The 13,302-nt window shown below is 35.8% G+C and carries 12 protein-coding genes and 1 other RNA gene; 8 read left to right on the forward strand and 5 right to left on the reverse strand.

Annotated elements, in window-relative coordinates; genetic code table 11:
• The first annotated feature begins 64 nt into the window (after nt 1–64).
• The 7 genes from xseB (at nt 65) to GA0061080_RS07700 (ending at nt 5,786) form a co-directional block, all read left to right on the forward strand.
• Complete coding sequence (xseB, locus tag GA0061080_RS07670) at nt 65–310, forward strand: exodeoxyribonuclease VII small subunit (RefSeq protein WP_091123617.1); 246 nt, start codon at nt 65–67, stop codon at nt 308–310.
• On the forward strand, nt 300–1,172 hold the full coding sequence (gene ispA / locus GA0061080_RS07675; RefSeq protein WP_439330224.1) for a (2E,6E)-farnesyl diphosphate synthase: 873 nt from the start codon (nt 300–302) through the stop codon (nt 1,170–1,172). Before xseB ends, ispA begins: the two co-directional genes overlap by 11 nt.
• 27 nt (nt 1,173–1,199) lie before the next feature.
• Entirely contained in the window at nt 1,200–3,056 is a 1,857-nt protein-coding gene (gene dxs / locus GA0061080_RS07680) for a 1-deoxy-D-xylulose-5-phosphate synthase (RefSeq protein ID WP_091123624.1), read from the forward strand.
• A gap of 7 nt (nt 3,057–3,063) precedes the next feature.
• Nucleotides 3,064–3,348 carry a cell division protein ZapA gene (zapA, locus tag GA0061080_RS07685; protein ID WP_065561227.1) on the forward strand — a complete coding sequence of 95 codons (285 nt, stop codon included), beginning with the start codon at nt 3,064–3,066 and terminating at the stop codon, nt 3,346–3,348.
• A 64-nt stretch (nt 3,349–3,412) separates the two neighbouring features.
• A non-coding RNA gene (gene ssrS, locus GA0061080_RS07690) (6S RNA) lies at nt 3,413–3,594 on the forward strand.
• Nucleotides 3,595–3,624: 30 nt separating this feature from the next.
• Nucleotides 3,625–4,170, forward strand: a complete 546-nt coding sequence (locus GA0061080_RS07695; RefSeq protein WP_091123627.1) for a 5-formyltetrahydrofolate cyclo-ligase — start codon at nt 3,625–3,627, stop codon at nt 4,168–4,170.
• Between the two features lie 155 nt (nt 4,171–4,325).
• Nucleotides 4,326–5,786 (forward strand): catalase, encoded by a 1,461-nt coding sequence (locus GA0061080_RS07700; RefSeq protein WP_091123634.1) that lies wholly within the window; start codon nt 4,326–4,328, stop codon nt 5,784–5,786.
• 1,812 nt (nt 5,787–7,598) lie between these two features.
• On the opposite strand, the gene rlmB is transcribed toward GA0061080_RS07700, so the two are convergent.
• From rlmB to GA0061080_RS07730, 5 genes are all read right to left on the reverse strand, one after another.
• On the reverse strand, nt 7,599–8,360 hold the full coding sequence (gene rlmB, locus GA0061080_RS07710; RefSeq protein WP_091123639.1) for a 23S rRNA (guanosine(2251)-2'-O)-methyltransferase RlmB: 762 nt from the start codon (nt 8,358–8,360) through the stop codon (nt 7,599–7,601).
• A gap of 27 nt (nt 8,361–8,387) precedes the next feature.
• Entirely contained in the window at nt 8,388–10,835 is a 2,448-nt protein-coding gene (gene rnr / locus GA0061080_RS07715) for a ribonuclease R (protein WP_091123643.1), read from the reverse strand.
• 360 nt (nt 10,836–11,195) lie between these two features.
• Nucleotides 11,196–11,663, reverse strand: coding sequence for a hypothetical protein (locus tag GA0061080_RS07720; RefSeq protein ID WP_091123646.1), 468 nt, complete (start codon nt 11,661–11,663; stop codon nt 11,196–11,198).
• A gap of 128 nt (nt 11,664–11,791) precedes the next feature.
• Nucleotides 11,792–12,310: a hypothetical protein gene (locus tag GA0061080_RS07725; RefSeq protein WP_091123651.1), complete on the reverse strand. Its 519-nt coding sequence runs from the start codon at nt 12,308–12,310 to the stop codon at nt 11,792–11,794.
• A complete protein-coding gene (locus GA0061080_RS07730) occupies nt 12,300–12,740 on the reverse strand; it encodes a hypothetical protein (protein WP_091123654.1) in 441 nt (146 codons plus the stop codon). Before GA0061080_RS07730 ends, GA0061080_RS07725 begins: the two co-directional genes overlap by 11 nt.
• A 294-nt stretch (nt 12,741–13,034) precedes the next feature.
• Here GA0061080_RS07730 and GA0061080_RS07735 point away from each other — a divergent pair.
• The coding region (locus tag GA0061080_RS07735) for a transposase (protein WP_141683117.1) at nt 13,035–13,302 on the forward strand (268 nt) is incomplete at its 3' end.

The raw sequence follows: 13,302 nt of genomic DNA on the forward strand, positions 1-13,302 counted from the left end.
AAAACCTAGATTCACGATTATGGGAAATAAGTGTATACTCATCGCACGCAAAGAGGAATTGAATATGGCAAAAAAACAAGACAAAGAACCTAGTTTCGAAGAGACACTTAAACAACTTGAAACTATCGTAGCTCAACTAGAAAACGGCGATCTACCATTAGACGAAGCATTAAATGAGTTTGAAAAAGGGATCAAATTAGCAAAAGCAGGACAAAAACAGTTACAACAAGCTGAGCAACGCATTCAGATCTTATTATCTGAAAATAGTGACGCCGAACTGTCAGAATTCTTAATTGATGATAATGAATAGTTTAAAACCATTACAACAACGAATTGATTCGTTTTTGACTGCCTGCATTTCACAAATTGAGGCATCCAAACTTCAACAAGCAATGGAGTACAGCTTGCTAGCTGGTGGTAAACGAATTCGACCTATTTTAGTCTATTTAACGGGACAAATGTTTAATTGCCCCCTTTCTAAGTTAGATGAAGCCGCTGCTGCGATTGAAGCAATTCATACTTATTCATTAATTCATGATGACTTACCTGCAATGGATAATGATGACTTACGCCGAGGAAAACCAACCTGCCATATCCAATTTGGTGAAGCTCAAGCAATACTTGCTGGTGACGCCTTACAAAGTTTAGCCTTTTCAATACTAGCAAAAAGTAAATTAATCGATGATGAAACTAAAATTAATATGATAACTGAACTTGCCCATGCCAGTGGTGTTAATGGCATGTGCCTTGGCCAATCGCTTGATTTACAGGCCACACATCAATCAATTAGTCTTGAACATTTGCAAAAAATACATTGTTATAAAACAGGGGCATTGATCAAAACGGCAATCCGTTTGGGTGCTTTTGCATGCGGTGAAATAGCTAAACCTTATCAGCTAATGCTCGATCGCTATGCTGAGGCAATTGGGCTAGCATTTCAAATTCAAGACGATATTTTAGATATCATTGGCGAGCAATCTATTATGGGTAAACCACAAGGTTCAGACCTTACTCATGAAAAAAGTACATACCCTGCATTAATTGGGCTAGATAGTGCAGTAAAACTAACCCAGCAACTCTATCAGCAAGCTATCGATAGTCTAAAACAAATACCTTATAATAATCAGCCATTACAGGAACTTGCTGGTTATATTATTAATCGCAATAGTTAACAACTAGCTAAAATACAACATTACATAATGAATTTAGATAATTACCCTTTGTTAAAACAGATAAACTCACCTGAGGATCTAAGACGTTTTCCTCAGTCACAGTTATCGTCTATTTGTCACGAACTTAGACAATATTTACTCGCATGCGTAAGTCAATCAAGTGGACATTTAGCATCGGGATTAGGTGTGGTTGAATTAACAACTGCCTTGCATTATGTTTATCACACACCTTTTGATAAAATTATTTGGGATGTTGGTCATCAAGCTTACCCTCACAAAATTTTGACTGGTCGACGAGACCAAATGCTCACTATTCGTCAAAAAGGGGGACTTCATCCATTTCCTCATCGTAATGAGAGTGAATATGATGTGCTAACCACAGGTCATTCTTCAACTTCAATTAGTGCAGCACTTGGTATTGCAATTAGCGAACAAAAAAAACAATCAGGTAAAAAAGTAGCTGCCATTATTGGTGATGGAGCATTAACTGCTGGTATGGCATTTGAAGCAATGAATCACGCTGGTCATGTTAAGCCAGATATGCTAGTGATTGTCAACGATAATGATATGTCAATTTCAGCAAATACTGGTGCACTTAAACAACATCTAGCTCAAATATTAGCAAGTAAAGCTTATACCTCTTTTCGTGAAAGTGGCAAGCGTGTGCTGGCAAATATTCCTCCATTAAAAGAACTCATAAAAAAAACAGAAGAGCACCTAAAAGGCTTAGTCACCCCAGCTATTTTATTTGAAGAACTTGGTTTTAATTATATTGGTCCTGTTGATGGGCACGATATTGATGCTTTAGTTGCAACCCTGCAAAGGGTTCGACAATTAAAAGGCCCACAGTTGCTGCATGTTATTACCCAAAAAGGCAAAGGCTATGCACCAGCTGAAAAAGACCCAACGTTATGGCATGGTGTTCCAAAATTTAATCCCAATGATGGCATATTACCTACTACCCAAAAAGTTGCCCCAACATATTCGCGAGTATTCGGGGATTGGTTATGCGAAATAGCGCAAAATGATAAACGTTTAATGGCAATAACCCCAGCAATGGGAGAAGGTTCAGGTATGACAAAATTTGCAAATACTTATCCTGACCAATTTTTTGATGTTGCAATAGCCGAACAACATGCGGTAACCCTTGCTGCTGGGTTTGCAATTAGTGAATTAAAACCTGTTGTAGCTATTTACTCAACTTTTTTGCAACGCGCTTATGATCAAGTAATTCATGATATTGCTATTCAAAACTTACCTGTCTTGTTTGCCATCGATCGTGCAGGTATTGTTGGCGCCGACGGCGAAACCCACCAAGGAGCATTTGACTTAAGTTATTTACGCTGCGTACCCAATATGGTTATCATGACCCCAAGCGATGAAAACGAATGCCGTCAAATGCTCTACACAGGCTATTTACATAATGGACCTGCTGCAGTGCGTTATCCTCGTGGTGAAGGCAGTGGCACACAGCTTATGCCATTAACTGCCATTCCATTAGGGCAATCTAAATTATGTCGGCAAGGAAAAAATATTGCTTTACTAAATTTTGGCGCTTTACTTTCAGAAACTTTACAAGCTGCTGAGCAAATTGATGCTACAGTCATCGATATGCGCTTTGTTAAGCCACTTGATGAAAAAGTCCTTTTGCACATAAGCCAAACTCATAATATACTTGTCACCATTGAAGAAAACAGTATTAAAGGTGGTGCTGGTAGCGGCGTCGGTGAATATCTGTTATCGAAAAAAATAAAATGTGATGTTTTAAATATTGGACTCCCTGATAGGTTTATTCCTCAAGGATCTCAAAGTGAGATAAGACAAGAAATAGGGCTAGATCAAAAACACATTATCGATAAAATTAATAATTTTATGAATCAATAGGTTAAATATGGAAACTCAAGCTGTCACTATTCAAATTTTTGGACGAACACTAAAGTTCAATTGTCCTGTTGATGAAGTCGAAGCACTTAATAGTGCTGCAAAAGATTTAGATGAGCGCTTAACAAATTTACGGGAAAAATCCCCTCAGGTTAATAGTGATCAACTTATTATTACTGCGGCACTGAATATTTCTTACGAATTGGCAAAAGAAAAACAAAAAAGCAATGAATTTAGCGATCGACTAAAAATGCTACAGCAATTACTCGATTCTGCACTAAATACCAACAACTAATATTTAAATTGTAAATTTAATACAAATGGTATTGTATGATCTGATAAATTTTGTATTATAATAATCACCTCTGAGATGCTCGCGATATGGGTTAGTCCCCTGAGCCGATAATCTTATCTTAAGAACGGAGTGACTTTTAATTGGTGAGTATGCCTTACTTGTAAGGAAACCTAAAAATTAAAACACGATGTTCACCTTGAACCTCGGGTTCAAGGGTTACGACCCTAACGACATCTTGGAGTTTCTTTCGACCTTTTTCTTAAAAAGTAAAACGGTATGAACATCAGGCAAATAATTCGTCAAAAAAGGCGACAATTATCCCCAGTAGAACGCAATATTGCCCAGCAAGCGATATACCAACAAATTTTTCATCATCAGGCCATTAATACTGCAAAAAATATTGCCATATTTTTATCATTTGATGGTGAAGTCGAAACAACCCCCATCATTGAATATTTATGGCAACAAAATAAATCTGTCTATTTGCCCATTATTCACCCTTTTTCTTCGACACATTTACTCTTTTTAAAATACACTAGTGAAACCCAACTGATTAAAAATAAATTTGGCATATTTGAACCAAAGTTAAATGTATTAAATGTATTTCCTTATCATCAACTCGACATTGTTTTTACGCCACTAGTTGCTTTCGATCAACGTGGTTATCGAATGGGAATGGGAGGAGGATTTTACGACCGATTACTAGCAAATTATCAAACTCAACAAATTTTACCTATTGGGCTTGCTTTTGCTTGTCAAAAGGTACAACATATTGACAACAAACCTTGGGATATCAAACTACCCCAAATTATTTACGCTTAAGTTTATTACTATGTACTACGGTTACCGTGTACTACTGTTACTATGTACTACGGTTACTATGCACTACCGTTCTAATTTCTAATACATAACATTCAAAAGTAATTGAGTCTTTCATCTTTAAAAGCTTTTTTAATATAAAATAAAGGAGTGTAGCAATGTCAGACAAAAAAGTACTAACCACTAATAACGGCGCACCAATAGCCGATAACCAAAATTCCCGAACTGCAGGTCCCCAAGGTCCAATATTGATAGATGATTTTCAACTTATCGAAAAACTCGCCCATTTTAACCGTGAAAATATTCCTGAAAGACGAGTCCACGCCAAAGGCTCCGGCGCACACGGCACCTTTACAGTCACCAACGATATCTCCAAATATTCTTACGCTAGCCTATTTGCCAATGTTGGTAAACAAACTCCAATTTTTGCTCGTTTTTCGTTAGTAGGAGGCGAGCGAGGCTCATCAGATACGGCACGTGATCCCCGTGGATTTTCAGTAAAATTTTACACAGACCAAGGTAACTGGGATATCGTCGGCAATAATACCCCTGTATTTTTTATTCGTGATCCACTCAAATTTCCTGATTTTATTCACACTCAAAAGCGTGACCCTAAAACTAATTTAAAAGATCCACAAATGATGTGGGATTTTTGGTCTTTATCGCCAGAATCACTTCATCAAGTTACAATTTTATTTTCGGATCGTGGTATCCCTGATGGTTATCGTCATATGCATGGTTATGGTAGCCATACTTATAGCTTAATCAATAAAGATGGCGTTCGTACTTGGGTTAAATGGCATTTTCGAACTGAACAAGGAATCAAAAATATTCATCCTAAAAAAGCAACAGAAATAGCAGGAACCAACCCAGATTCGGCACAAGAAGATCTGTTTAAAGCCATTGAGCAAGGAGACTATCCAAAATGGCGAGTTTATATACAAGTTATGACTGAAGAGCAAGCCGACAACCACCCAGAAAACCCATTTGATGTCACTAAAGTATGGTCACAAAAACAATTTCCATTAATTGAAGTTGGCGTAATGGAACTGAACCGTAATCCAGAAAACTATTTTGCTGAAGTTGAACAATCTGCCTTTGAACCAAGTAATATCGTTCCTGGAACAGGGTTATCACCAGATAAAATGCTACAAGGACGAATTTTTGCTTATGCTGATGCACATCGTTATCGTATAGGAACCAATTATCAACAATTACCAATCAATGCTCCAAAGTGCCCTGTACATAATTATCAACGTGATGGCGCAATGCGTTTTTATACTCCTGATAATGCGCCTAACTATGAACCTAATAGCATCGATAGCGCACCAAAACAGCAACCACAATATGCTGAGCCACCAATGCATGTACCGGCTGGGACAATGGATAGGCATGATCATCGTGTGGATGGTGATTATTACTCACAACCACGTGCACTATTTAATTTAATGCAATCAGAGCAAAAACAACTGCTTATTAATAATATCATTGGATCTATGAAAAATGTGAACCATGATATTCAAATCAGACAGCTCAAACACTTCTATAAAGTGCACCCTGACTATGGAACTGGAATTGCCAAAGGATTAGGCATTGATATTGACCTAATAAAAAATTAGCACTCAAAATAGCAATGCCGACTAACTTAGTCGGCATTTTAGAATGTTGGCTACAACTACCGATAAAAAATACACATCGATAATCGCACAAAATTTATAGGAAAGCTTTCACCCACTAGGCTACACGGTATTACCATAGCTTATAAATTAAATTAGTCAACAGCTATCAAAATGGTCATATTAAGTGTAAGTAAACACCAAGTTATTTACACTTTATGATTAAAATAATCCGCTAAAAATCATAAGGCGTTTTTCCTGAAATCGCTTTATGCGGTTTAACGGTATGATAAAAATCAATAAAGCGTTTAAGCTTTTATTTTCACTCTTTTGCATCGCTAAATATTGGCTGCTTATGCCGCATTTCAATTCAAAGTTCGTATCACGCTTTCAGCTTTTCCATTAGTTTATAGGCAGGTGATTTTTGCTTGATATACCAGTTATCACACAGTTTATCTAAATAAATCAAGATATTATAATATTTTGTTAAAAAGTTTCAGGAGTGTACTACGTTTATGTATAAAAACATTAAAAATCAAACAGATACAAAATATAGGTTTTGTTATCGCCTTTAGCTTGCCGTCTTAATTTATTTTCAATGGGTTTTTCGATTTTAAACAAACGTTTAATACCCTAGCTGATGGTTTTATAACATTGGTTCTTACTGGTTAAAGGCACAAACAGCTTTCATCAGGCTTGTTTAGCATATTATAAATGCTCTAGCGAATGACCATAGAGTGTTTGACCTAATGAGTAACGGTTATTTTTCTTTATGGCGTCCGCGTTATATCGTTTGCTTGTGATAGGACATTAGTTTTGTTTTTTTTATGTGTATTTATTACAGTTGTTTCTTAAATTACTGTAAACAATGCGAGTAGTTCCTACATATTAAGCAATATAACTACATACAATAAAAAATATTAAATTTATTCCTATTAAATAATCTATTACAACTAAAAATAATAATGAAAAATTGCTTTTGATGGTTTATATTGTACATATACTGTTTTAGATAAAGCAGTTAAAAAGATTGAACATAAAAAGGACTAACCAATGAAAGCCATTAAACTAGCTGTTATATTATTGTTTAATTGTGTTGGAGGATTGTTAAGTTATCAATGGTGTTATCGTTTTATCAAAAGACAATACCATACACCTGAATATTATTATTTAATGTATTATGGATTGTGTTATTTCTGTTTTATTCTTATTTCAATCTTCATTTTAAACAAAATAAAAAAACCGTCAGGTTTAGTCTTTTGTGGTTTACTTATTGGCATTTTAATTAGCCTTATTTTTATGATTATCCCTCGGTTAATTCGATATCCTTATTTATATCAGCGTTATTTAATCAATTCGATTGGTATTGATTTGCTGATATCAGCATGGGTTACCCTAAATTTTATTATATACCCAGCAATTTTATTGTGTTGCCATTACTCAATTTTTTGGATTGAAAAAATATATGAGAAATTTATTCTCAAGCAATAATAAATTTTTTCCATAGATAAAATATTAGGCAGTACGCACGAGTATAAATAAAAATAAGATCGCAACTTGTTAAAAAGCATTTAACGATCTAAAAAACAATATTTTTTACTGAAACGTAGGGTTACCTGAAACTTTTTGACAAAATTATACTCACTTGTTTACTTAATTTTTTAAAGACAAATGAAAAATTCATGCTAATAAAAAAGATGTTTGCTAATATATTTTTACGATTGTTTTAATTAACCGTATTGAAGTTCAACTAATCTATTGATTTCGTATGAAACTTAAATAGTTAGGTAGCCAATACGGTTATAACCATCTAAATTAGGTTCTGATAGCTGATTTTTGCCGAACAATTTCAAATAAACAAACACCAGTTGCTACCGATACATTTAGTGATGACACAATACCTGCCATTGGAATGCTGACTAACTCATCGCAGTGCTCTTTAGTTAAACGGCGCATACCTTCACCTTCAGCACCCATTACCAATGCAAGTGCGGTCTGTGTTGATGTTTTATAAAAGTCTGTTTGATAAAGCGTTCTATCAGCTTCTCCAGCGGTGCCCACAATCCAAACTAGGTACTCATCTTGCAGCATTCGCATTGTACGAGCCAAATTAGTTACCCTAACCACGGGCACACTCTCTGCCGCACCACAGGCGACTTTTTGTGCGGTGGAATTTAGCGGTGCAGAGCGATCTTTTGGCACAATAATAAAATCGACACCTGCAGCATCAGCAGTACGAATGCAAGCGCCTAAATTGTGTGGATCAGTCACACCATCTAAAATTAAAATAACTGGATTTGGCTGTTGTTCCATGAGCAAAGGTATATCATTTTCTTGATAACCTCGATTCGGCGTAACCATGGCTAAAATACCTTGGTGCACGCCGTTTTTTGACTTTTCATCTAACCATTGACGATTAGCCATTTTTACAGGCAAGCCAAGTTGTTCTAATTGACGCACAACGGCAAGAAGGCGTTTATCTTCACGCCCTTTAATAATAAATACTTCAATAATTCTTTCTGGCGAACGTGCTAATAATGCTTCAATGGCGTGCAGGCCATAAACTGTTTCACTCATTTATTTGTTACTCTTTTATTTTATTAACTATTTGGTTTTATTGGTTGATTTTGATTTACTACGTTTTTTACTTTTGGCTTTCACTTCAACTTTAGTACTTGCTTTCATGTTTGATTTAGCGTTCGATTTTGCCTTTTTTGGGGTACTTGGTTTAGTATTTTGCTTAGTATTTGGCTTCGCGCTACTTTTTTTACTGGTTGATTTTTTGCCTTTTCGTTTTATTGATAAATCAGCAAGTTGATCGTTTTTGACTGGTTTGGACTTATCTTTTGCCGTTTTACCCTGACGTTTTGGCTTATTATTACTGCCAACCAATGAAAAATCAATTTTACGTTCTTCTGGATTAACATTATCGACTTTCACTTGCACTTTATCGCCTAAACGATAAGCAAAACGTGTATTTTCACCAACTAGGCGATTGTGCGAGGCATCAAAAAAATAGTAATCATTTTCAAGCGATGACACATGCACTAAACCATCGATAAATAGATCGTCCAACCGCACAAAGAAACCAAAGTTTACCACGCTCGAAATCGTACCGTTAAAAACCTCGCCGACATGATCTTGCATGTAATCACATTTTAGCCAATCAACTACATCACGCACCGCTTCGTCGGCACGTCGTTCGGTCATGGAACAGTGCTCGCCAAAATAGAGCATTTCGCTAGTGGTATAACGGTAGCCACCTGTTTTACTGGTTTTTTGTTGTTCATCAGCTAAAATCCATTTAATCGCACGGTGCAAAAGTAGATCAGGATAACGACGAATTGGTGAAGTAAAATGTCCATATTCCTCAAGCGCTAAACCAAAATGGCCGCGGTTTTCAGGATCATAAATAGCCTGCTTCATGGAGCGCAAAATCACGGTTTGCAACATATCATGATCAGGACGCGTTTCAACTACGGTCATTAATTCAGCGATATCTTTAGGTTTAGGATTAGCTCCGCCCCCAAGCGACAACCCAAGTTCGCTTAAAATACTACGCAAATTATTAATGCGATCTTCATCAGGCCTGTCATGCACACGGAATAATGAAGGAATATCTGCTTTAATCACTAATTTTGCCGCAGCCACATTGGCTAAAATCATACACTCCTCAATGATTTTATGCGCCACGTTACGCTGTGCTAGCTCGACACTTTCAATACGCTTATCAACATTAAAGATAAATTTAGGTTCTTCTGACTCAAACCCTATCGCCCCACGAGTAACCCGTGCTTTATCAAGCACATTATAAAGCCCATAAAGGTTTTCAAGATGAGGTACCAAATCACGGTAATGCTCACGAAGTTCTTCATCGCCCTCTAAAATCTTCGCCACTTTGGTATACGTTAACCGAGCATGTGAGTTCATTACCGCTTCATAAAATTCATATCCCGTCAAACGCCCACGATTAGACACCGTCATTTCACAAACCAAACATAAGCGATCCACTTGCGGATTTAATGAACACAGCCCATTAGATAAAACTTCAGGAAGCATAGGCACCACGCGCGACGGAAAGTAAACCGACGTACCACGCAAACAAGCCTCTTTATCTAATGCTTTACTAGGGTGAACATAATAACTCACATCCGCAATCGCCACCCACAACCGATAGCCACCGCCACGATTTTTTTGGCAATACACCGCATCATCAAAATCACGCGCATCTTCGCCATCAATTGTTACCAAAGGTAAATTTCGTAAATCTTTACGGCCTTTTTTGGCACTTTCGGGCACTTGATCGGCAAATTTGCTGGCCTCGGTTTCAACCGCTTTAGGCAGTTCATAAGGAATTTCGTGATTACGTAGGGCAATATCAATGGCTAAATTTGTGCCCATCATTTCGCCAAGCACTTCTTTAATCACACCCACCGCTTTTTGACGACGCTCTGGTCGCTGTTGTAACTCAACGACTACAACCGACCCCATGCGCACGGTGCGATCGGGTTTACCTGTTATTAAAATATCAAAGTTTAAACGACTATCATCAGGCACCACAAAACCAACGCCTTGCTCGATAAAATAACGGCCAACAATTTGATTACTACGCGGCTCTAAAATTCGCACTACCCTAGCTTCGGTTTTACCTCGGTATTGCGTGCCGATAGGCTGGGCTAAAATTACATCGCCTTGTAGGACTTTTTTCATCTGTTCTGGTGCTAAAAAATAGTCCTCAGGATTACCCTCTACCCGCAAAAAGCCAAAACCATCACGGTGGGCAATAACCTTACCTTTGACCATGTCGAACTTTTCGGGCAAGGCATAACACTTACGACGTGTAAACACCACCTGACCATCGCGCTCCATAGCACGCAAACGCCGGTGCAATGCCACTTTTTGCTCATCATTTTTAATATCAACAGCTTGAGCAATTTTTTCTAAACTGGCAGGCTTTGCTTCTTGTTTAAGGTAATCTAAAATAAGCTCTCGACTGGCAATTGGGGAATCATACTTCTCGGCTTCGCGGTCAAAAAAGGGGTCTTTTATCATAAAGGAATATCCTGTGACTAATATTAACGCTAGCATAACATAGAGTGGTATAAGTTAACATCAACATTCTATTTAATAAGCAAAAATCAATGGATTATTAGCTTAGTTTTAAAAGAATATTTCAGTACCTGAGTTATAGTAAAATAATAACAGTTAAAAACAAGAAAACAAAAAAAATTAATAAAATCAATGCGATTTCAATCTGTTTTTTGTAAAAAACAGGGTCTTTTTTGTTAGTGGATACAGTGGATTGGGTGCGGTGGCTTCGGAGTGATTAAGTTATAGTTACCTTTTCTAACGGATCTTTGTCGCAACCAATAAGAAAGAACACAAAGACAATAGCGATAATCAAACGTATATTCATTTCAATTTTTCATCCATGTTTTCATAGATCTTAATCGGCTTAATGGGAACCAAATCTCTATCTTTTACTTCACATACAGAATTATTACTTGAAACAACAACAATTTGCCCTCTTTCTAGTTTAAAATCTAATAGTGCATATGGCTCTACAAAACCAAAAATCTCCCCGTCCCTGTTATCCGGAGGGAATTCATAATAAACAACTTTTTTATTGTATATGTACACTATAGTATTTGAAAATTCTTTCCACATTTTGATGGTATCATCTATTCTCTCCACATTAATATTTTGATCTCTCATGAATTTTAAATAACTTACGCCAACATTTCCATAGATTAACCATGCTTCATCCCATTTAAAATTAGTATAATCAGATAAGGTTATGGTTTTAGGGTGATTTTCTTCTATATCTTTTAATACTTTTTCTAAAGGAGTTTTACTACAATTGGTTAGAAATAAACACATAAGTAACAATAGTATGATTTTTTTTTCATTATTTAATACTCTTTTGCTTTAGAAATGCTTTTTTTCGCTTCCCATAAACCATGTTCATGATAATAATCTAAAACTTTGCTTGCTAATTCATTATCGGTTTATTTCAATTTTTCATCCATGTTTTCATAGATCTTGATAGGTTTAATAGGAACTAAATCTCCATCTTTTACTTCACATACAGAATTATTACTGGAAACAACTATAATCTGTCCTCTTTCTAGTTTAAAATCTAAAAGAGCTAATGCTCCTTCTGAAGCTAAAGCCATATAATCCCTGGCATCTGGAGGAAATTCGTAATAAACTACTTTGTTATTATATACATATACAACTGTATTAGAGAATTCTTGAGACATTCCATATTTAATTTTAGGATCTTCTATTTTTTTTACATCAATATTTTGTTCTCGCATTAATATGATATACCTTCCACCAATACTGCCACTGATTAACCAAACTTCATCCCATTTAAAATTAGTATAATCAGATAAGGTTATGGTTTTAGGATTATTTTCTTTTATATCATTTAAAACCTTTTCTAAGGGGGTTTTGTTGCAACTGGTTAATGCTACTATTGATATAAACATTAATAATAGTATGATTTTTTTATTATTTTGCATTCCGTACCAATTTTGTTTTATATTCTTGTTCAGAAACACCTCCCATCCCATCAATTTTATTTGACCAACTTTGCTTTCTCTCTCTCAATACGGCTTTTACTACTAAATCATTTTTAAAATAAAGATCTAAATAAGCTAACGTTTCCGGTTCAAAATCAATATTCCATCCTTCAGATTCCTTAACACAATATATTCTTTTATTATCAGTAATTATAGTTATTGTCCCTACTTTTGCTTCCAGTAATTTTTCAACAATATCTTTTGTAGTTTTTCCTTGAAACCAATTATTTTTTATCATCAAAATTGACATATCATATCTTCTATTATCAATATTTGTATCTGATGAACCCCAAATTCTAGAATCAAGAGGTTCGCCTTCTTGGCATCCTGATAATATGAAAAATAATAATAAAAGAAGTAACTTTTTCATAATTTAATACTCTTTTGCTTTAGGTATGGCCTTAAACCATGCTATATTTTCTTCACTAACACCTAGTTTTTTCAATTTTTCATCCATGTTTTCATAGATCTTAATCGGCTTAATGGGGATTAATGTTCTACCTTTTACTTCACATACAGAATTATTACTGGAAACAACTATTGTAACTACCCCTAAAATAATACAGCAAAAAAGTAGAAAATTCTCTATTGGATCGGCTACACTAAATCATACAACTTTTTTAAGGGGTAAGGTAAACTTATCACGACTAAAAAAGGAACAAATATGAATAAGATTAAACGCAAAAGACGAACATTCACAGATGATTTTAAACACCAAATGGTCAGTCTTTATCAACATGGTAAATCACGTAGTGAAATCGTTGCAGAATATGATTTGACACCATCAGCATTGGACCGTTGGATAACGCAATCAAGCCAAAGCGGCTCATTTAAAACAAAAGATAATCGCAGTCCACAAGAACAAGAGCTAATCGCGTTGCGCAAAGAGCTTAAACAACTCCGTATGGAAAACGATATCCTAAAGCAAGCAG

The organism is Gilliamella intestini (assembly GCF_900094935.1).
GTDB classification, from domain to species: Bacteria; Pseudomonadota; Gammaproteobacteria; order Enterobacterales; family Orbaceae; genus Gilliamella; species Gilliamella intestini.